Source organism: Methylonatrum kenyense, assembly GCF_023195885.1.
Lineage (GTDB): Bacteria > Pseudomonadota > Gammaproteobacteria > Nitrococcales > Aquisalimonadaceae > Methylonatrum > Methylonatrum kenyense.
Map to the genome: position 1 here is coordinate 1 of NZ_JALPKO010000016.1, position 21079 is coordinate 21079.

At 64.6% G+C, this 21079-nt stretch carries 19 protein-coding genes; 10 read left to right on the plus strand and 9 right to left on the minus strand.

The window, feature by feature from the left end; all coding sequences use genetic code 11:
• Positions 1-23 precede the first annotated feature (23 nt).
• The 3 genes from htpX to parE form a co-directional block, all read right to left on the minus strand.
• On the minus strand, positions 24-911 hold the full coding sequence (gene htpX, locus M0534_RS13050) for a protease HtpX (protein ID WP_248568878.1): 888 nt from the start codon (positions 909-911) through the stop codon (positions 24-26).
• A 108-nt stretch (positions 912-1019) separates the two neighbouring features.
• Positions 1020-3254, minus strand: a complete 2235-nt coding sequence (gene parC / locus M0534_RS13055) for a DNA topoisomerase IV subunit A (protein WP_248568879.1) — start codon at positions 3252-3254, stop codon at positions 1020-1022.
• Positions 3255-3386: 132 nt separating this feature from the next.
• Positions 3387-5279 (minus strand): DNA topoisomerase IV subunit B, encoded by a 1893-nt coding sequence (gene parE, locus M0534_RS13060; protein WP_248568880.1) that lies wholly within the window; start codon positions 5277-5279, stop codon positions 3387-3389.
• Positions 5280-5480: 201 nt separating this feature from the next.
• On the opposite strand from parE, the gene M0534_RS13065 reads away from it, so the two are divergent.
• Genes M0534_RS13065 through M0534_RS13080 form a run of 4 tightly spaced genes read left to right on the plus strand, consistent with a single transcriptional unit; the run spans position 5481 to position 8307 of the window.
• Positions 5481-5732 carry an exodeoxyribonuclease VII small subunit gene (locus M0534_RS13065; RefSeq protein ID WP_248568881.1) on the plus strand — a complete coding sequence of 84 codons (252 nt, stop codon included), beginning with the start codon at positions 5481-5483 and terminating at the stop codon, positions 5730-5732.
• Positions 5698-6621, plus strand: coding sequence for a (2E,6E)-farnesyl diphosphate synthase (gene ispA / locus M0534_RS13070; RefSeq protein WP_248568882.1), 924 nt, complete (start codon positions 5698-5700; stop codon positions 6619-6621). Before M0534_RS13065 ends, ispA begins: the two co-directional genes overlap by 35 nt.
• Positions 6622-6646: 25 nt before the next feature.
• Positions 6647-7354, plus strand: coding sequence for a histidine phosphatase family protein (locus tag M0534_RS13075; protein ID WP_248568883.1), 708 nt, complete (start codon positions 6647-6649; stop codon positions 7352-7354).
• An 8-nt stretch (positions 7355-7362) separates the two neighbouring features.
• Complete coding sequence (locus M0534_RS13080) at positions 7363-8307, plus strand: ketopantoate reductase family protein (protein WP_248568884.1); 945 nt, start codon at positions 7363-7365, stop codon at positions 8305-8307.
• A 12-nt stretch (positions 8308-8319) separates the two neighbouring features.
• Here M0534_RS13080 and M0534_RS13085 read toward each other — a convergent pair whose 3' ends face one another.
• Complete coding sequence (locus M0534_RS13085; RefSeq protein ID WP_248568885.1) at positions 8320-8772, minus strand: universal stress protein; 453 nt, start codon at positions 8770-8772, stop codon at positions 8320-8322.
• 103 nt (positions 8773-8875) lie between these two features.
• Here M0534_RS13085 and M0534_RS13090 point away from each other — a divergent pair, with 103 nt between their 5' ends.
• Genes M0534_RS13090 through M0534_RS13100 form a run of 3 tightly spaced genes read left to right on the plus strand, consistent with a single transcriptional unit; the run spans position 8876 to position 11576 of the window.
• Positions 8876-9643, plus strand: coding sequence for a sulfite exporter TauE/SafE family protein (locus M0534_RS13090; RefSeq protein WP_248568886.1), 768 nt, complete (start codon positions 8876-8878; stop codon positions 9641-9643).
• Positions 9644-9669: 26 nt separating this feature from the next.
• Positions 9670-11052: an ethylbenzene dehydrogenase-related protein gene (locus tag M0534_RS13095; RefSeq protein WP_248568887.1), complete on the plus strand. Its 1383-nt coding sequence runs from the start codon at positions 9670-9672 to the stop codon at positions 11050-11052.
• The gene (locus M0534_RS13100) at positions 11049-11576 is read left to right on the plus strand and encodes a DUF2231 domain-containing protein (protein ID WP_248568888.1); all 528 of its coding nucleotides are present in this window, start codon (positions 11049-11051) and stop codon (positions 11574-11576) included. Before M0534_RS13095 ends, M0534_RS13100 begins: the two co-directional genes overlap by 4 nt.
• 600 nt (positions 11577-12176) lie before the next feature.
• Here M0534_RS13100 and M0534_RS13105 read toward each other — a convergent pair.
• The gene (locus M0534_RS13105; RefSeq protein WP_248568889.1) at positions 12177-13274 is read right to left on the minus strand and encodes an AI-2E family transporter; all 1098 of its coding nucleotides are present in this window, start codon (positions 13272-13274) and stop codon (positions 12177-12179) included.
• A gap of 32 nt (positions 13275-13306) precedes the next feature.
• On the opposite strand from M0534_RS13105, the gene mltF reads away from it, so the two are divergent.
• Positions 13307-14752: a membrane-bound lytic murein transglycosylase MltF gene (gene mltF / locus M0534_RS13110; RefSeq protein ID WP_248568890.1), complete on the plus strand. Its 1446-nt coding sequence runs from the start codon at positions 13307-13309 to the stop codon at positions 14750-14752.
• A gap of 170 nt (positions 14753-14922) precedes the next feature.
• Here the strand turns inward: mltF and M0534_RS13115 are convergent, their stop codons facing one another.
• The 4 genes from M0534_RS13115 to M0534_RS13130 are packed head-to-tail and all read right to left on the minus strand — an operon-like array spanning position 14923 to position 18299.
• The gene (locus M0534_RS13115; RefSeq protein ID WP_248568891.1) at positions 14923-15723 is read right to left on the minus strand and encodes a thiosulfate oxidation carrier complex protein SoxZ; all 801 of its coding nucleotides are present in this window, start codon (positions 15721-15723) and stop codon (positions 14923-14925) included.
• Position 15724: 1 nt separating this feature from the next.
• Complete coding sequence (locus M0534_RS13120; protein WP_248568892.1) at positions 15725-17005, minus strand: FCSD flavin-binding domain-containing protein; 1281 nt, start codon at positions 17003-17005, stop codon at positions 15725-15727.
• Positions 17002-17352, minus strand: coding sequence for a c-type cytochrome (locus M0534_RS13125; protein ID WP_248568893.1), 351 nt, complete (start codon positions 17350-17352; stop codon positions 17002-17004). The genes M0534_RS13120 and M0534_RS13125 overlap by 4 nt, the downstream gene beginning before the upstream one ends.
• An 8-nt stretch (positions 17353-17360) precedes the next feature.
• Positions 17361-18299, minus strand: coding sequence for a LysR family transcriptional regulator (locus tag M0534_RS13130; protein ID WP_248568894.1), 939 nt, complete (start codon positions 18297-18299; stop codon positions 17361-17363).
• Positions 18300-18484: 185 nt separating this feature from the next.
• Between M0534_RS13130 and M0534_RS13135 the strand changes: the two genes are divergently transcribed.
• The gene (locus tag M0534_RS13135) at positions 18485-19261 is read left to right on the plus strand and encodes a ferredoxin--NADP reductase (RefSeq protein ID WP_248568895.1); all 777 of its coding nucleotides are present in this window, start codon (positions 18485-18487) and stop codon (positions 19259-19261) included.
• A 96-nt stretch (positions 19262-19357) separates the two neighbouring features.
• Positions 19358-21013, plus strand: a complete 1656-nt coding sequence (locus M0534_RS13140) for an electron transfer flavoprotein-ubiquinone oxidoreductase (protein WP_248568896.1) — start codon at positions 19358-19360, stop codon at positions 21011-21013.
• The last annotated feature ends 66 nt before the right edge of the window (positions 21014-21079 follow it).

The window sequence follows — 21079 nt, forward strand, 5'->3', positions numbered from 1 at the left end:
CATTAAACCTTAAACACGGGGATTCATCCCCGCTTGAGCGCCTCAATCCTCTCTTCCAGCGGCGGGTGCGACATGAACAGGCGGGACAGGGTGCCGCGGCCGCCGTTGATGCCCATGGCGCGCATTTCGTCCGGCAGGTGCGAGTCCTCGCTGCCGCGCTTCAAGCGTTCCAGGGCGGCAATCATTTTCTCGCGACCGGCCAGCTTGGCGCCGCCGGCGTCGGCCCGGTACTCCCGGTAGCGAGAGAAGGCCATAACGATGGTCGACGCGGCGATACCGAGCACCATCTGGGCGATGAAGTAACTGATGAAAAAGCCCGGTCCATGGCCGGATTCGCTCTTGAACACGGCCCTGTCGACGAACCGCCCGATGATGTGGGCAAAGAACACGACGAAGGTGTTCACCACGCCCTGCACCAGGGTCAGCGTCACCATGTCACCGTTCGCGATGTGCGCAATCTCATGACCAATGACCGCCTCGGCCTCGTCGCGGGTCATGCCCCGCAGCAGGCCGGTGCTGACCGCCACCATCGAGCTGTCACGCCGGGCACCGGTGGCGAATGCATTGATTTCCGGCGCGTCGTAGATCGCCACTTCGGGCATGCCGATGCCCTCGCGCTTGGCGAACTGCCGCACGGTGCCCACCAACCACTGTTCCACCTCGCTACGCGGGTTCTCGATGACCTGGGCACCGGTCATCCGCTTGGCCATGGATTTCGACATTGCCAGGGAAATAAACGAGCCGCCGAAACCGACCACACCGGCCACGATCAACAGGCCGACGAAATCGATGCCACCGGTGGCCTCGTCCACCGTGGATACGCCAAAGACCGAATACAGCACCATCAGAACGATGCCGAGCACTGCCATCACGGCCAGGTTGGTCAGAATCAGCAAACCAGCACGTTTCATTGAAGGAATTCTCCGTTGCGTTAGGGAAACACTGATTTATTCCCTAAAAGTTCCCGAATCTGCACCTGAGATAAGGTCGGACGGCGTTCGGTTCAATACAATCTGGAATCAGGCCGACTGGACACTGTCCACGCGCTGGAAACCCCGGGGCAGCATCGTGCCACGGCGGCCGCGGGCCCCCATGTAGGCTTCCAGATCCGCCGCCTTGATGGTCAGGTGACGCTTGCCGGCCCAGAGCGTAACGGCCCCGTCGCGCGGCACGGCCGCCACTCCCACCAGGGTCTCCTCGCCGGCCTTGAGGGCAATGATCTTGTTGCCCTTGCCCTTTGCCAGTCGCGGCAGCTCGGCCAGCGGAAAGGCAAGCAGCCGGCCGCTACTGGCCACGGCCACCAGCAGATCCGATGCGGGGTCGCTGACCGGAGCCGGTCGCAGGACCGCGCTGCCCCTGGGAACGGTCAGTATTGCCTTGCCGGCCCGGTTGCGGGACAGCAATTCGCCCAGACCGGTGACAAAGCCGTAGCCGGCCGTGGAACCAAGTACCAGCGGCAACTCATCGGCGCCGGCAAGCACATGCTCGAAGCGTGCGCCGGAGGGCGGATTGAGCCGCCCGGTCAGCGGTTCACCCTGGGAACGCGCCGAGGGCAGACTGTGCGCCGGCAGCGCGTAGGCGCGGCCGGTGGAATCCAGAAACACGGCCTGTCGATTGCTGCGCCCACGGGCGGCATCCAGGAATCCATCCCCGGCCTTGTAGTTGAGTCCGGCGGCATCGACATCGTGACCCTTGGCGGCACGCACCCAACCCTGTTTCGACAGCACGATCGTTACCGGCTCACTGGGGATCAATGCCGTTTCGTCCAGGGCGCGGGCAGACTCACGCTCCACCAGCGGCGAGCGGCGGTCATCGCCATAGGTATCGGCATCGCGCCGCAACTCCTCGCCCACCAGTTCTCGCAGCTTCTGCCGTGAGCCGAGTATCGCCTTCAGCTGCTTGCGCTCGCGGGCGAGTTCGTCCTGCTCACCGCGGATCTTCATTTCCTCCAGCTTCGCCAGATGCCGCAGCTTGAGTTCCAGAATCGCCTCGGCCTGGGTATCGCTCAGGCCGAAGCGTTCCATCAGCACCGGTTTGGGCTTGTCCTGCTCGCGGATAATCGCGATCACCTCGTCGATGTTCAGATAGGCGATCAGCAGGCCTTCAAGGATATGCAGCCGGGCCTCGACCTTGCCCAGGCGGTACTCGAGACGGCGACGCACGGTATTGGTGCGAAACACCAGCCATTCCGACAACATCTCCCGCAGGTTCTTGACCTGCGGCCGGCCGTCAAGGCCGATGACATTGAAGTTCACGCGATAGGATTTCTCCAGATCCGTGGTCGCGAACAGGTGTGTCATGACCTGCTCGATATCGACCCGATTGGAGCGTGGCACCAGTACGAGGCGCGTCGGGTTCTCGTGATCCGACTCATCGCGCAGATCCTCGATCATCGGCAGCTTCCTGGCCTGCATCTGGGCCGCGATCTGCTCCAGCACCTTGCTGCCGGACACCTGGTAGGGCAAGGCGGTGATGACGATATCGCCATCCTCGCGGACATAGCGGGCGCGGCAACGAACGCCGCCGTTGCCCTTCTCGTAGAGCTTCTGCAGCTCGTCGCGCGGCGTGATGATCTCGGCATCGGTGGGGAAATCAGGTCCCTGCACGTGCTCGCAGAGGGTGGCCACCGAGGCTTCCGGCTCGTCCAGCAGCCTGATGCAGGCGCTAGCCACCTCACGCAGATTATGCGGCGGGATATCCGTGGCCATGCCCACGGCGATGCCGGTGCCGCCATTAAGCAGCACGTTCGGCATCCGTGCCGGCAATACCGATGGTTCCTCCATCGTGCCGTCGAAATTCGGCACCCAGTCGACGGTCCCCTGCCCCAGCTCGGCCAGCAGCACCTCGGCGTACCTGGCGAGCCGCGACTCGGTGTAGCGCATCGCCGCGAACGACTTCGGATCGTCCGGCGAACCCCAGTTGCCCTGCCCGTCCACCAGCGGATAGCGGTAGGAGAACGGCTGCGCCATCAACACCATGGCCTCGTAGCAGGCCGAATCGCCATGCGGATGAAACTTGCCCAGCACGTCACCCACGGTGCGCGCGGATTTCTTGTACTTGGCCAGCGCCGTCAGGCCCAGCTCGGACATCGCATAAACGATCCGCCGCTGTACCGGCTTCAAGCCGTCACCGATATTCGGCAACGCCCGATCGAGAATCACGTACATGGAGTAATCCAGATACGCCTTCTCGGTGAAGTCGCGGAGCGGGCGGGTTTCGAAGTCGGAATAACCGGGCTTGGAAATCTCAGTCAACGGTCACGACCTTCTCAATAATCGTTTTACGATTAGAGTTTTACGTTTTAGGTTTAACGTTTAACGAGGACCTAAAACTTAAAACCTAAAACGTAAAACATTCGAAATTAAACGCCTTGCCGACGCGCCACCTTACGGCAGAACCTCGGCAAGGTTGCCTTTACTCTCCAACCAACTCTTCCGATCCGCGGCTTGGCGTTTGCCGAGCAGCATGCTCATCAGGCGCTCGGTTTCTTCCGGTGAATCCACCATCAACTGGACCAGCCGGCGGGTGTCGGGGGCCATGGTTGTCTCGCGGAGCTGGATCGGGTTCATCTCGCCCAGACCCTTGAAGCGGGTCGTGGCGACCTTGCCGCGAATCTTCTCCGCCTCGATCCGGTCGAGAATACCCAGGCGCTCATGCTCGTCCAGCGCATAGAACGTCTGCTTGCCCACATCCACGCGGTACAGCGGCGGCATGGCCACGAACACGTGCCCGGCCGCCACCAGGCTCGGGAAATGCCGCAGGAATAGGGCACACAGCAGGGTCGCGATGTGTGCCCCGTCGGGGTCGGCATCGGCCAGAATACAGACCTTGTTGTACCGCAGTTTCGACAGATCATCGGAGCCGGGCTCGATGCCGAGGGCCACGGCGATGTCATGCACTTCCTGCGAGGCCATCACATCGCCCGGATCCACCTCCCAGGTATTCAGGATCTTGCCGCGCAACGGCATCACCGCCTGGAACTCCCGGTCCCTGGCCTGCTTGGCCGAGCCGCCGGCGGAATCGCCCTCCACCAGGAACAGTTCGGAGCGTGCCGGATCCTGGGCACTGCAATCGGCGAGCTTGCCCGGCAGGGCCGGCCCACTGGTGACACGCTTGCGGGCCACTTTTCTGGAAGAGCGCAGGCGGCGATTGGCATTGGAAAGCACCAGTTCGACGATGGCCTCGGCGGCGTCGGTATGCTGGTTCAGCCACAGGCTGAAGGCGTCCTTGACGATTCCGGAGACGAAGGTCGCGCACTCGCGCGACGACAAGCGTTCCTTGGTCTGGCCGGAGAACTGCGGATCCTCCAGCTTGACCGAGAGCACATAGCTGGCGCCTTCCCAGACGTCCTCCGGCGCAATCTTCACGCCCCGTGGCAACAGGTTGCGAAAATCGCAGAACTCGCGGATGGCATCGGTCAGACCGGTCCGCAGGCCATTGACGTGGGTGCCGCCCTGGGTGGTCGGGATCAGGTTGACGTAACTCTCGGTAACGCCCTCGCCACCCTCAGGCAGCCACAACACCGCCCATTCCGCGGTTTCCGTACGGCCGCTGAGACTGCCGGTGAACGGTGCCTCGGGCAGCAGGGGCAGGTCCACCAGCGCACTGGCGAGGTAATCACGCAGACCATCCTCGTAGTACCAGACCGTTTCCTCGCCGCTGACCTCCTCGCGGAAAACAACTTCCAGCCCGGGGCAAAGCACCGCCTTGGCGCGCAGCACGTGGCGCAACCGCGGCAGGGAGAACCGCGGCGAATCGAAGTAACTCACGTCGGGCCAGAAGCGCAGCGTGGTGCCGGTGTTGCGCTGGCCGACACTGCCAATCACTTCCAGGTCCGAGACCTTCTCGCCGTCGGCAAAGGCAATCAGGTACTCCTTGCCGTCGCGCCGCACCTTGACCTCGAGCCGCTTGGACAAGGCATTGACCACCGACACGCCGACGCCATGCAGGCCGCCGGAAAACTGGTAGTTCTTGGCCGAGAACTTGCCGCCGGCATGGAGCCGGCTGAGGATCACCTCGACGCCGGGTGCGGCCTCTTCCGGGTGCATGTCCACCGGCATGCCGCGCCCGTCATCGCGCACTTCCAGGCCGCCATCGGCCAGCAGGGTGACGACAATCTGCCTGGCGTGGCCGGCAATTGCCTCATCGACGCTGTTATCGATGACTTCCTGTGCCAGGTGATTGGGCCGGCTGGTATCGGTGTACATCCCGGGGCGCTTGCGCACCGGGTCAAGGCCCGTAAGGACCTCGATTGAAGCGGAATCGTAGCGACTGGCCATGCGGCTCCGAATAGTCTCGACAGGCGGATGGGTGACCGGCAGGGCATGTTCTGCACGGTGTTGGCGCAGTACTGTAACCGCTGCGGCGTGGACACGTCACTGTCAGCCGGCGGCCGGATTGACCGCCCCCGGGGCCTGGGGTAGGTTTCCCGGCCTTTCTGCCGGCGTACACTTTCAGTGTTTGCTTAAAAGGGTGCCAACATGACGAAAGCCGAGGAAGCCGAACAGCCGGTTGATTTCGAGCAGGCGCTGGCGGAGCTGGAGGCTCTGGTCGAACGCATGGAAAGCGGCGAACTGTCGCTGGAAGACTCGTTGAAATCCTTCGAGCGTGGCATCGCGTTGACTCGCCAGTGCCAGAAGGCCCTGAGCGAGGCCGAACAGAAAGTCGAAATCCTGACCGGCAAGAATGGAGAGGATGGTGTCGAACCCTTCACCGCCGACAACCGCGACTGAGGCGCTGGAAGCCTGGCTCCCCGCCTACCGCCAGCGGATCGAGGCGGCCCTGGACGCCATTCTGCCGCCAGCAAGCACCCTGCCCTTCACCCTGCACGAGGCCATGCGCTACGCGGTTCTTGGCAACGGCAAGCGACTACGGCCGGTGCTGGTCTATGCCACCGGAAACGCGCTCAAGCTGGACTATCGCCGCCTGGATGGCCCGGCGGTGGCCGTGGAACTCATTCACGCCTATTCCCTGGTGCACGACGACCTGCCGTCGATGGACGACGATGACCTGCGGCGCGGCAAGCCGACCTGCCACAAGGCCTTCGACGAGGCCACGGCCATCCTGGTGGGTGATGCGTTGCAGACCCTGGCATTCCGCTCGCTAGCCGAAGGCGACGCCGCCGATGCCGATGCCGGAGCCCGCCTGCGCATGGTCGCAAGCCTGAGCCTGGCCTCCGGGTCGCGCGGCATGGTTGGCGGTCAGGCCATGGACCTGGCCGCCGAGGGCCAGGAACTCAGTCTGGCGGAACTCGAAGACCTGCATATCCACAAGACCGGGGCCCTGATCCGCGCCAGCGTCATGCTCGGTGCCCTGTGCCGCAGCGATGTCGACCGCGAACTGCTGGAGCGGCTGGACCGTTACGCCAAGTGCATCGGACTCGCATTCCAGATCCACGATGACATCCTGGACGTGGAAGGCAGTACCGAGCAGCTCGGCAAGGCAAGCGGCGCCGACGTCCAGCATGAAAAGGCGACCTATCCGGGTCTGCTGGGCCTGCAGGAATCCCGGGAACACGCGGAATTGCTGATCGAGCGGGCGCTGCGCAGCCTGGAGCCGTTCGACGAGGATGCCGACTGCCTGCGAGCGATTGCCCGCTACACCATCGAACGGCAGCACTGATGCCGTCGCCGGTCACCGCAGCGCCATGCAGCTGATCCTCATCCGCCACGGCCAGGCCCGCTTCGGCACCGACGATTACGATCGGCTGAGCGACCTTGGCCGGGAGCAGATGCAACGGCTGGCCGACCACATGCGTCAGTTGCCGGAGCGGCCAGGCAAACTGCTACACGGCAGCCTGCAACGGCAGCGCGAGTCGGCGAACCTGTTGCGCGCCGCCTACTCCGGCAACGACACACCGCCGGCGGTGCACTGCGATGCCCGGCTCGACGAATATGACATCGCCGGCGTGTTCTGGGGTTATCTGGACGATGTGCTCGCGGCACGACCGGCGCTGGCACCCTACCGGGACAGCTTGAACGACAATCCCCAGGTATTCGAGGCGGTCTACCGCGACGTCATGCGGACCTGGCTGGCCGACCCGCACCCGGACTCCCGCGGCCTGCAAAGCTGGGCCGCATTCCAGGCCCGGGTGCGGGACGCGGTCGCGGCACTTGAGGCTGGGCAGAGGCCGAACGGACCGGTGATCCTGGTCACCTCCGGCGCCGTGGTTGCATCACTCGTCGGCCAGGCCCTGGCGCTGGATGGCCAGGCGATCCTCGGCCTGAACCGCGAGCTATACAACAGCAGCATTTCCCGGCTGCGCCTGGGCGGCGACGGCATGACACTGAACATGTTCAATGCCGTGCCGCATCTGGAATCGGCGGATGCCGAACGCCTGCTAAGCAGGCGATAATCCGGACCATGAACCGACATACCTCGCCTTCCATCCTGATCGTCGGTGCCGGCGCCATCGGCAGCCTTTACGGCGCCATTCTGCACCGGGCGGGCCTGCCGGTATCGCTGGTGGCACGTTCGGACAGCGGACTAATCCGGCGACGGGGCGTGCGCGTCGACAGCACTGATCTCGGCTGCCTCGACTGGCACCCGGAGGCGGTCCATGCCGACACGACATCGATTCCGGAACCGCCTGACATCCTGCTGCTGACGGTGAAGGTGCTGGATGATCTTGACCGGGTGGCGCTGATCCGCCCGGCGGTCGGTCCGTACACCACGATTGCCCTGATCGAAAACGGTCTGGACATCGAGACACCGATACGCGACGCCCTGCCGGACAATCCGCTGATCAGTTGCATTGCCTTCGTTGCCGCCAGCCGCACTGCGCCGGGAACTGTGGAACACAAGGCCTACGGCCGGCTGGTGGTGGGCAACTACCCGGCCGGTCTGAGTGTTACGGCGCGAGATTTCGCCGGCTGGATCGAGGCCGGCGGCCTGACCGCAAAACTGACCGAGGACGTGATCACCGAACGCTGGCGAAAGGCGGTCTGGAATGCGGCCTTCAATACGATCTCGGTTGCCGGCGGCGGCGTCACCACCAGCGAAATTCTGGCCGCACCGGGTGGCGAAGACATGATGCTCGGCCTGATGCGCGAGGTCTGTGCGGTGGCGGCCGCGGCCGGTCACCCCTTACCCGCGGAACTACCGGAGAAAAGCCTGGCCAGCACGCACAATATCCGGGATTACTACACCAGCATGGCGCTGGACTACCTGCAGGGTCGCCCGCTGGAACTGGATGCGATCACCGGCAACGTGCTGCGCACGGCACGGCGGCTGGGGGTACCGGTGCCGTTGTTGAGCAACGCCCATGCCCTGGCACGGCTGCAAGTCACGCGAGCCAGCCGAGGCTGACACTGCACCATCTCATTCCGCCGGCTCCCGTGGCATCGCCACCAGGATCGAGCACTCCAGTTCATCCAGCAGGGTCGTGCCCACCGAACCATGCCACCAGCGGGCCAGGCGCCCTCTGGGACGGTGGCCCACAACCACCAGGTCAACGTCCAACTCCCGTGCCAGGCGGCTGATTTCCAGCACCGGTTCGCCGATGCGTCGGTGACCGTTGACCGTCAACCCCTGCTCGCGCAGCAGGCGGACGCCTTCGTTCAGAACACCATCGATACGTGCGGTCTCGTCATCCAGCAGGTGTTCCGGGTAACCCGCCTCGATAAAGCCGTAGGTCGACGGAATCCGCACCACCGCGAGCAGATCCACCGTGGCCTCATTCTGCCGGGCCACCTGTGCGCCCTGGGCCAGTGCCTGGCGACCGCCCTCCGAACCGTCGAAAGCCATCAGGATACGTTGGTACAAGCGTTCCATCGTGCTCACCCCCTGTCAGCCGACACCTCGACGATACCAGTATGCTCCCTGCCGCGGCCAAACTCCGCCCATCCGCGGCGTTCCTCGGGTAAGCTCTGCGGCCATGATCACCGACCCGCTGTTTTACCTGCTGGCCGTCATTGCCGTACTGATTACCGGCGTCTCGAAGGGCGGCTTCGGCGGTGGCCTGACGGTCCTTGCGGTACCGCTGATGGCGTTGGTGGTTCCCCCATTTCAGGCAGCGGCCATCATGCTGCCGATACTCTGCCTGATGGATCTCACAGGCCTGGCCGCCTACTGGCGTCGCTGGGATCCGCGCAGCCTGCGCATCATGATCCCAGGTGCCCTTGCCGGCATCCTGCTTGGCACGTTGACCGTACGCTGGATTAGCGAGGACATGTTGCGCATCCTGATCGGCCTGATCGCCCTGGCCTTCGCGATCAACCACTGGCTTGGCGGCAAGGAGCGTTATGCCGGTTATCGCCCAGGCGGAATCATTGCCGGCCGCTTCTGGGGCGCGATGACCGGCTTCACCAGTTTCGCGGCCCATGCCGGTGGACCTCCAGCGGCGATCTACCTGCTGCCGCAGCGCATGGACAAGACACTCTTTGTCGGCACTACGGTGGTCCTTTTCACGCTGGTGAATTACGTCAAGCTGATCCCCTACGCCTGGCTAGGACAGCTTCATCTGGCCAACCTGCTCACCGCCCTGGTACTGCTCCCGCTGGCACCACTCGGGATCCTGCTCGGCGTCTGGCTGCACAGACGGGTCAGCACGCCTTGGTTCTACCGTATCTGCTATGTCCTGCTTTTCATCACCGGCCTGCGACTGCTCTGGCATGGCGGTGGCAACGTGCTGGGGTTACGCTGAGCCGATCGCCGGTCTGGAACATCACGATGCCCCGCGCAAATGCCATTGCCCTGCTGCTGTTCGTCGCCCTCGCCACGGGCTGGCTGGGCCAGGCGATGATCGGCTCGCCGCAGCCGGACGGTGCGCCGACGGACCTCTGGCTGCCGCTGCAGGTGCAGGCACAGCACGACGGTGAAACCGTCCACCTGCGCCTGCGCTGGCCCAGCCGGCACGAGCATCGCTTTCACGACGTGCTGCGTTTTGACGGCGAGAACTGGCAGGCGATCGGTGCCGATGATTATCCCGAGTTGTTCGGCGAGGAACGCGTCGCCATGCTGCTGGACGACGGTGGCGTGCCGGACTTCGCCCGCTTCGGCGGCTATCTGCTGATCGGTGACGGCACCCGTTTCATGCCGGGTGCCGCAAACGAGGACGCCGTCGCCGAACACGCCTTCCTCGGCGGCGAGCTGGGACTGACGGACATCCGCAAGCACCTGCCGGACACCCGCCTCGGGAGCTGGGATGCGCCGGTTTCCGCAGCCAACCTGGAGGCACAACGCGAGGCCGGCTATTTCCTCGACCTGTGGCACTGGCGCGGAGATCGGGGCGGACCGGCCGACGTCAGCGACGACCTGCACGTCGCCGAGCACCGCCACGGAGACAGCGGCCGCTCCGCCTACAGCACAAACTGGGACGACGACGCCGAACAGCCGCGCTACATGTTGGACCCCGATCGGCACGGCACAGCCGGACTGCGCTGGCAGGACCTGGAGGAGGACAGCGTCGACTGGTCCGCCAGGCCCTGGCTGATCGAGGACACGGCGGTGGCATTCGACCCGGAACACGACTGGCAGGAAGGCGACACGCTGCCGCGCCGCGTGCTGCGCGAACCGGAGGGCTCCCGCGCCGCGATCATGGCGAAAAGCCGGCTGCGGGACGGCTGGCGCGAAGTGATCCTCAACCGGAAGCTGGATACCGGCGAGCCGCTGGAAGACAAGACCCTCAGGCCCGGTGGCAGTTATACGGTGGCTTTCGCGGTGCACAGCGATGGCGCCACCGGCCGCCATCACCACGTCTCGCTGCCTTTCAGCCTGGCGCTGGAACGGCCGGCGGATATCACGGTAACGCGCATGGACGGCGACACCCCGGACTGGACCGAACCGGACCGCACAATCACGCTGTTTTACCCGGGGCAGGTCAACTGGCCGCGCATCACCGGCTCCGGCCACGCGGGCGCCGACGCCGTGGCCCAGGGTATCCCGGTTCGCGCCCGCCACGATGAACACAAGCTCGCGCTCTACGGGCTGGAGGCAGAGGCCGAGACCGCGGTTATCTGGAACTGGGCAGTGACCCTGCTACTCGGCCTGGTCCTGCTCGGCATCCTGCCCTGGAGCCTTGGCCGCCTGGACGACAGGGAGCCGTCGGCATGACCGGGCTGCACCACATGCTGGTCCACTTCCCGATCGTGCTCTGGCTGGCCGCAGCCGTCCTGCTGCTGGCCGGCTGCGCCGGGCGCGCGCCGGCATGGAGCAACCCCGTGCTGCGGCTGATCCTGCCGCTGGCCCTGGCCTTCGCGATCGCCGCCCTGGTCACCGGCATGCTGGCCTGGTCGCCCCAGGCGATTCTCGCCAGCCCGCTTGGGCGCAACAAGCTGGCCTTCGCGCTCTGGCTGGTTGCCTGCTGGGGCGTACTGAGCTGGCTGCACTTCCGCCATGGCGAGGCCCTGTTCAGGCCGGGCCTGCGACTGCTGACCGCCACGCTGAGTGTCCTCGGCGTGGTCCTGCTGCTCATCACCGCCACCCAGGGTGGCCTGCTGGCCGGCGTCTCCGCCGGCGTGCCGGAGCTCCTGCGCACCCTAGGCTTCGAGGTCTACACCACGATCCGCCAACCCTGGTGGGCCCTGCTGGTGCTGCTGGCAGTGCTCGGCGCACTGGTCACCCTCGCGCGACGTTGATCTCACGAAAGCGATGTTCGTTCGGTGCGGCTCCGTGAGTGTCTGGGCCAGTGCAAGGTTTTTCTTGGCCTGACGTGCCTTCGGCCCAACAGGGCCAAGAAAAAACTTCCACTGTCCCTACCAAGCTGCGAATGACGTTGCTTCGTTCGGACGAGAACCGCGCAGTCCGACAGCCGCGGGACCAAGATGCCGGTTGCCACTTAGTGCCGTGGGAGGAGAAGCTTTTCTCCGGACCTGTTGGAGTCGAGGAAGCACTGATCTATTTCCGCGCCTGTGCCCGAGACCGGTTTTGGTCATCTGGCAAGGCGCGGTGCCGGTCCGGTAGCCGTAGCTACCGGGCCGGTGACGCAACACAGTCAGGGGCCAAAACCGGCCGGGCCCTTCGGGTTGGGCCGCATTTTTCCCGACTGCTGCGTTGCGCTGCTTGACCGCAGAACGCTGCGGCGCTTCACAGCGCGCCTTGCCTCGGAAAAAATGCGGACTCCAACGCAGGCGCGGAAATAGATCAGTGCTTCCTTAGGTTCGTCAGTCCGGAGAAAAACTTGTCCTCCCTTGGCACGGGGCCGAAAGCTGCTCCGACAGCATCCGGGCCAGTGCAAGCTAGCGGCGGGCGATTACGTCATGGACGGGACGGAGCGACTCCACGTGCCGGAGGATGACCTGGATGACGGTCATCAGCGGCACCGCCAGCAGCACACCCACCGGCCCCCACAGCCAGCCCCAGAAAAAGATGGCGAGAAAGATCACCACCGGATTCACCGACAGTCGGTAGCCGTGAATCCAGGGCTCGATGAAAAAGCCGACGATGGTGTTCAGCAACAGATAGCCGGCCGGCACTGCCAGCACCCAGACCAGGGATTCCAGACTGGCGGCGGAGACGATCAGCAGCAGCGCCACCGTCGCCACCACACCGAGGTAGGGTACGAAACGCAGCAGCGCCGCAAGCAAGCCCCAGACCGCAGGCGAGGGCAGGCCCACGGCCCAGGCCATCAAGCCGGTGAGGATCCCCACCGAGCCGTTGCTAAGGGTAATCACCACCAGATAACGCCCGATCTCCCGCTGACAGTCGCGCACCATGCGCAGCGCCGTGCGTCGCCGTTCCCGGCTACGGAGTTGCTGGGTGAAATTGATGATCAGGCTGTTGCCGCTGACCAGCAGGAAATAGCTCAGCGCCAGCGCCAATACCACCGCGACCCCGGTTTCCTGCGCATTGACCATCAACTGGCCGCGCCAGGATTCCGACTCCAGCACCACCGGTGTCGGCTCCTGCTCGTCCGCCCCCTCCTCGCGCAGTTCCTCCATGGCCTCTTCCACCTGACGCGCGGAATCGGTCATCGAGTCCAGCGCCTCGCGCAGGCCACCGTCCTGTACCATCAACCGGGCAAGCCCGTCGGGCGCCTGCTCGGCCCAGTCCAGCATCGGCTGCGCCGTCATCCAGGCAGTACCGGCCAGCAGCGTGACAAACAGGGTCAGCGTGATGAGCGCGGCGACCACGCGATGGATGCCGCGGCGGGCCAGGGCCGTGACTGCCGGTGACAATAGCAGACTGACGAGTATCGCCAGTGTGATCGGCAACACCACCTGGTGCGCCAGATACAGGGTATAAAGAACCCCAAGGGCGAACAGCCCGTGAACCGAGATCCGCAGCGGGTCGCCCGGTGGGAACCATTTTCTGGCGGCGCCTCTGGTCGGCTCCATCGTGTGCTCCGCTATCACTGAAAGGCTGATCCGTGACCGTCATCCAGTGCATCGATCACCGGGCAAATTGGCGGCTCCGCCGCCTGTCGGGCGCCATCGTCGCGCTGCTCGTCCTGCTCCTGGCCGCTTGCGAGCAGCCTGACGATGAGCTGGACCAGCCGCCGGCCGACCCAATCGAACGCAGCGCCCAGGACCGCTTCCATCCCGACACCTTACGCCAGGGCGGGCAGCTTGTGGTGGTCACACGCAATGCACCGACCACCTATTTCATCGACCGGCACGGTCGACCGGCCGGCCCGGAACACGATCTGGTCCGCGATTTCGCCCAGGCGGCGGATCTTCGCGTGCGTTTCATCCGACGGAATTCCGTGGCGGAAATCCTGCGGGCACTGGAGACCGGCGACGCGCACCTTGCGGCGGCCGGCCTGGTCGTGACCGAGGAACGCGAACAGCGGTTTCTGGCCGGCCCGGCCTATCAGGAGGTCACCCAGCAGATGGTCTGCCGGCGCAATGGCCGGATCCCGGGCTCGCTGGACGACATGGATGGTGTGCGCCTGGCGGTGGCCGCGGAAACCAGCTATCAGGCGCGGCTGCGGTACCTGCGGGACAACGCGCACCCTGAGCTGTCCTGGATCACCGACCCACAGGCCAGCACCGAAGCACTGCTGCATCGGGTCTGGGAACAACAAATCGACTGCACGGTGGCGGACTCGACCATTGTCGCGCTCAACCGCCGCTACCTGCCGGAACTGGAAGTTGCCTTCCCGCTGGGCAATCCGGAGCCGCTGGTTTGGCTGCTGCCCGAGGCGGCGGAGCCGCTGAGGCAGGCACTGCTCGATTGGCACGAACAGGCGACGGCCGCCGGCCGGATCGAACAGTTGCTGAAGCCCTATTACGACCACGTCGACCTCTTCGACTATGTCGATGTGGCGCGTTTCCGCAATCGCATCGAAAACCGGCTGCCGGAGCTGGAACCTCATTTCAGGGAAGCCGCCGAGCAACACGGCCTGGACTGGCAGATGCTTGCTGCGGTGGGCTATCAGGAGAGTCACTGGGACGCCGCGGCCGAGAGTCCCACCGGTGTCCGCGGCATCATGATGCTGACCCGGGCCACGGCCGAGGAGCTCGGCATCGGCAACCGCACCGATCCGGTCCAGAGTATTCATGGCGGCGCGCGCTACCTCGCGGACCTGCGCGAACGCCTGCCCGAGAACATCAACGAGCCGGATCGCACCTGGTTCGCGCTCGCCGCCTACAATATCGGCCTGTCACATGTCCGCGATGCCCGTCGCCTGACATTGGGCCTGGGCCGGGACGGCGACAGCTGGGCAGCCGTCAGCGAGGTCTTTCCGCTGCTGGCGGAACCGGAGTACCACCAGAACCTGCCATTCGGCTACGCCCCAGGCAACGTCCCGGTGCAGTACGTGCAACGCGTCAGGAACTATGAGGACATGCTTAGGGAAATGATGGAGGAATAGTTTTCAGGTTTCAGTGTTCAGTTTTCAGACGGTGCAAACTGGCAACGCCTACCTCGAAGCCGGATGTTTGTCTGGAAATTGAGACCGGGAAATTTTCAGACGCTGCAGACCCGCAAGCCGCCCATCGAAGCCGGATGTTTGTCTGAAAACTGAAACCTGAACACTGAACACTACTCTCCACTTCCAACCCTCACTTCCCGATAGGCCTCACGTTCCTCCCCCGTCTCGTCCCGCCAGTGCAGTCGCAATTCGCCGTCGGCGCGTGGCGCAAGCCGGAAGGCGAGATAGGGGTTGGCCGAGACGGCGGCGTGGAACCGGGCCGACAGCACGGTTTCGCCGTCGAGTTCGGCGGAGAAGTCCTCGATGATCCGCCGCGCCACGGGCTTGCCGTCGGGTCCCTCGCGGAACCCGGTCTCCATCGGATGCAGGATCAGTGTCCGCACCTCGCCGGGCTCGCCGGCACCCGGGAACGGATCCGGGACCGCGACGCGCGGCGCCCCCATCGGCGCGTCCACCGGTTCATCGCTGCGCGCCAGGCAACCACTGTTGGCAACTCGTACGGGCTGTTCGGCAGCCAGGAAGCGGCCCGAGGCGTCCCTCGCCAGCACAAGCACCGTCTGGCTTTCGTCGAGCCGGATCCGGGTCGAGAAATCCGCGCGCCCCAGCGCCGGATCAAGCCGCAACCCCAGCACATCCGGGTCCGGATTGCCCAGTGCGTAGACCCGGATTTCGCGTATCGGCGCCTCGCTGTTGCCCAGCTCACCGCCGCGAATTTCAAGCGGCACCGACATGCCCTCCTCGGAAACCAGCGGCAATTCGATCCGCAGGCCGCCGGACGCGGGCTCCTCGCCGCCAAGCCAGTCGCGGGCAGCGTCCAGTTGCTGCCAGGCGGGCTTTTCGGCCGTCACAACCGCTGCCGGCAACAGGAGGAAGGCCAACAACATGGCTAGCCGGTGCAGCGTCCACCCCATTTCAAGCACCCCAGATCGCATGGCTCATTGCGGCATACCAGTCACGGGCATGCTCCGCCTCTCGGCGGCGAAATTCCTGGCTGGCCTGCAGCGGACTGACCCCGCCGGACACCTCCTGGATCTCGCCATCCCTGAGCCGGTACTGACCGCTGATGGAAATGGCGTAATCGGAATCGATCAGGCTGAAGCAGGTATTCAGCCAGGCGGGTTCCGGCGGTTCCCGACCTGCCAGCGAAGCCAGCACGGCCGCTGCCGTTACCCCGGCCTGGGAATGGGCACAGAACGCCGATTTCGGCATCGGTGCCGCTACTGCTGCATCGCCAATGACATACACATCTGGCACCAGTCTGCTTTCGAAGGTACCGGCTTTGACCGGCGCCCAGCCCGAACGATCGGTCACCCCGGCCTGGCGCGCGATGTATCCGGCCTGCTGCGGCGGAATGACATTGATGACGTCCGCCTGATGCCGATTGCCGAAGGCGGTCTCCACGATGCGCTGGTTCGCATCCACCCGCACCACCTCGCCGTCGCCGGAAAAACCGACCCATTCTATGCGCTCACCGTAGACCTCCCGCCAGCCCTGCTCGAACAGCGCCTGCTTGGAGAATGCATCCTTGGCATCCAGCAACAACACCTTGGCGCGGGGCTTATGCCGGCGGCAGTAATGCGCCACCATTGCGGCCCGTTCATAGGGGCCGGGCGGGCAGCGATAGGGGTTATCCGGGATCACCATCAGGAACAGGCCATCGTCGTCCATCGCCTGCAGCTGGCGCCGCAGCAGCCGCGTTTGAGGGCCGGCCTTCCAGGCATGGGGCAACCGCTCCGCCGCCGTCTGGTCATAGCCCTCCAGCGCATCCCAGCGCATGTCGATTCCGGGTGACAGGATCAGGCGGTCGTAGCCGAGCCGTGTGCCATCCACAAGCCGGACCTGGCGTCGCTCCGGATCCACGGCGCGGGCACTGCTGCGCACGACGCGGACACCGTGCCGGCGCTGCAGGTAGCCGTAATGATGTCCCAGCGAGCCGAAGCTGCGCAGCCCGCCCAGGTACAGATTGGAGAACGGGCATGTGCGGAAGACTGCCGACGGCTCCACCAGAACGACTTCGAGGTCCGGCGCGAACTGACGCAGTGCCCGCGCCGCCGCTGCGCCGCCGAAACCACCACCAACCACGACGACCCGCGCACGCGATGCGCTCCCACCCAACGGCAGGCCCGCGGCGGCCAGGCCCAGGGTAGCGCCGAGCCCGGCTAGCAGGCGACGACGGGCCTGGTCGGTTTTCACTGCTCCTGCTCCGCAAAGTGGCGTGCCAGTTCGGCCAGTTCCTGGTCCGAGTAACCGCGGGTCAGACGGTGCATGCTGGTGGATTCGGCAGGATCCTCTTCGGCGTAGCCGCGCAGCAATTGCAGCAGCACATCGGCATCATGGCCCGCCAGCGGCGGGATCGAGGGATCCCGGTCCGTGGTGGCCGCACCGTGGCAGGCGATGCAGCCATGCGCCAGCGTCGCCACCGGCACCCGCTCGGCGAAAGCCACACCGGGAAGCAGGGCCAACCCCAGGGCCACGGCCCCGAGTGCCCCTTCGGTGGTTGCGGCCGCTGCCCTTTGCCCGCCTGAGTTACCCGTTCTCATGGTCCCTCTCACTCGATCAGCGTCGGAATACTGCTCAGATCCAGATCATCGGTGGTCCGGATGCCGCGGGTCAGGGCCTGGCACTGACGCAGGAATTCCTGCATCCCGGCGGTCCGGTACTTCTCGCGATGCCAGATGAAGTAGAACTGCCGGCGCAGGTCCAGCTGCGGCGTGATCAGTGGCACCAGATCGCCGCGGCGAAACGCGTCGCGGAGCGCCAGGCGGGAAATGCAGCCGATCCCGAGACCGGATTCCACCGCCCGCTTGATGGCCTCGGTGTGCTCCAGCTCCAGCCGGATGTTGAGCCGGTCGGGAAAATCCCGCAACGCATAATCCAGGGTACGACGGGTGCCGGAACCCTCCTCACGCAGTATCCAGGCCTCGTCGAACAGCTGCTCGGCACTGATCTGGCCGATATCGGCCAGCGGGTGATCCGGCGAACAGAACACCACCAGCTCGTCCTCGATCCAGGGGGTGACCTCGACATCGCGGTGACTGCATTCACCCTCGATCAGGCCCAGGTCCAGCATGTAGTTGGCGACCCGGTCGACCACGGTGTCCGTATTCTGCACATGCAAGCGGATGCGGCTCTCCGGGTGCCGCTGCATGAAAGCACCCACCAGCAATGCGGCCAGGTAGTTGCCGATGGTCAGGGTTGCCCCGACCTGCAAGGCGCCGATGCCCGCCTGCCCGCGCAGCGTCTCCTCCACCTCGACGGCGCGATCCAGCAGCGCCGCAGCGCGCGGCAGCAGGTGCTGGCCCAGTTCGTTGAGCCGCAGCCGCTTGCCCAGGCGGTCGAATAACTGGCAATCGAACTGGCGCTCGAACTCACCCAGCGACGTGCTGGTGGCGGATTGCGACAACGACAGCTGGCGGGCGGCCCGTGACACGCTGCCGGCCCGCGCCACTGCAACGAAGATCTCGAGCTGTCGCAGGGTATATCGCATGCCGGTTCTCCTCCTTTTGCCGGCCGGTCAGGCCGCCTTGGGATCTGATCGAGTCCGATCCGCATTGCCGGTTCTTTATATGCCAAACGAATATACGTTATTCGAAATATCCATTTAACAGATAACAAACCGGGCCGTAGACTGCACAGCCATGAATTCTGGAATGGAACTGAGGTAACGGATCAATGAGCTCTCTCGGTACGGAACGTGTTCTGAGCGTACACCACTGGAACGATTCACTGTTCAGCTTCCGCACCACGCGGGACGAATCGCTGCGGTTCGAAAACGGTCAGTTCGTGATGCTAGGTCTGGAGGTCGAGGGCAAGCCGCTGCTGCGTGCCTACAGCATTGCCAGCCCGAATTACGAGGAGCATCTGGAATTCTTCAGCATCAAGGTGCCGGATGGCGCGCTGACCTCGCGTCTGCAGCATATCGAGGAAGGTGACGAGATCATCACCAGCCGCAAGCCCACGGGCACGCTGTTGCTGGAGGACCTGAATCCCGGCAAGCATCTGTACCTGCTGAGCACCGGAACCGGCCTGGCACCGTTCCTGAGCCTGATTCAGGATCCGGACGCCTACGAACGGTTTGAGAAGGTCATCCTGGTTCACGGCGTTCGTACCATCAGCGAGCTGGCCTATCAGGACTTCATCAGCAACCAGATCCAGGACAACGAGTATTTCGGTGAAGAGATCCGCGAAAAACTGATCTACTACCCGACGGTGACCCGCGAGCCGTTCCGCAATCGTGGCCGCCTGACCGACCTGATCAACAGCGGCAAGCTGTTTGAGGACATCGGCCTGCCGCCGCTGGATCCGGCCGTCGACCGTGCGATGATCTGCGGCAGCCCGGCGATGCTGGAAGACACCCGCACGCTGCTGGACGACCGCGGCTTCACCATCTCGCCGCGTATCGGCGAGAAGGGCGATTACGTCATCGAGCGGGCTTTCGTCGAGAAGTAACGCGACACCGCCCGTCGGTCCCTTTCTTCTCTCTCACGGCCGCGACGGCGTATCCGCGTCGCGGCCGTTTTTCGTCTTCCATCCAGCGGAGCAACCATGAGCGATAAGCACGCCGTCGAGCGCGAAAGCATGGAATTCGATGTCCTGATTGTCGGCGCCGGCCCCGCCGGACTGGCTGCTGCCATCCGGCTGCGCCAGCTCGCCCAGCATGCCGGCGACGAGGAATTATCGGTCTGCGTGATCGAGAAGGGCTCGGAGGTGGGCGCACACATACTGTCCGGTGCGGTGATCGAAACCCGCGCCCTGGACGAGTTGCTGCCGGACTGGAAGGAACGTGGCGCACCGCTTAATACGCCGGCGGGCGATGATCGCTTCACACTGCTGACCGAGAAGCGTGCACTGCGGCTGCCGACGCCGCCATTGATGCACAACAGCGGCAACTACATCGCCAGCCTGGGCAATGTCTGCCGCTGGCTTGCCGAGCAGGCGGAATCCGCCGGTGTCGACATCTTCCCCGGTTTCGCAGCGGCCGAGGTGCTGTACGACGCCGGCGGCGCGGTGAAGGGCGTCGCCACCGGCGACATGGGTGTGGAGCGGGACGGCAGCCGCGGGCCCAATTTCGAACCCGGGGTGGAGTTGCATGCCCGCCAGACCTTCTTCGGCGAGGGCTGCCACGGCTCATTGAGCAAGGAGGTGATCGCGCGCTTCGACCTGCGGGCCAACGCCGACCCGCAAACCTATGGCCTGGGCATCAAGGAACTCTGGGAAATCGAGCCCGGGAAACATCAGCCGGGCAGCGTCATGCACTCGATAGGCTGGCCGCTGGACAGCCGTACCTATGGTGGTGCGTGGCTGTATCACCTGGAAGACAATCTGGTCTCGGTCGGTTTTGTGGTCGGTCTCGACTACCGCAACCCGTACCTGTCGCCGTTCCAGGAAATGCAGCGTTTCAAGACGCACCCGGAGATTCGTGGCCTGCTGGAGGGCGGCCGCCGGATCTCCTACGGCGCCCGCGCCCTGGTGGAGGGCGGTGTGCAATCCCTGCCGCGACTGCACTTCCCGGGCGGCGTGCTGATCGGCGATTCCGCCGGCTTCCTCAACGTGGCCAAGATCAAGGGTACGCACAACGCGATGAAATCCGGCATGGTCGCTGCCGAGGCCGTTTACGAGGCGCTTCGGGCCCATCCGGAGGGCCAGCCCGACGTGGCGGCTTACGAGGATCGCCTGCGTGATTCCTGGCTCTGGGACGAACTCCATCGGGTGCGCAACATCCGCCCGGGTTTCGCCCGCTTCGGCCTCTGGGGTGGTCTGGTCAATGCCGCCATCGACAGCTACGTATTCCGCGGCAAGGCGCCGTGGACCTTCCGCAACCATGCCGATCACGAGCAGTTACAGGAAAAGGGCAAACACCGGCCGATCGACTATCCGAAACCCGATGGCAAGCTGACCTTCGATCGCCTGTCCTCGGTGCAGCTGTCCAACACCAACCACGAGGAAAACCAGCCCTGCCATCTGCAACTGAAGGATCAGTCCGTGCCGGTACAGGTGAATCTGGCGCGCTTTGATGCCCCCGAACAGCGCTACTGCCCGGCAGGCGTCTACGAAATCGTGGAAACAGACGGCGAACCGCAGCTCCAGATCAATTTCCAGAACTGCGTGCACTGCAAGACCTGCGACATCAAGGATCCGACCCAGAACATCCGCTGGGTAACACCCCAGGGCGGCGATGGGCCGAATTATCCGAACATGTAACGCGGCGCTCCGCGCCGCGTCGTTTTACGTTTAAGGTTTAAAGGTTTTACGTAAAACATAAAACTT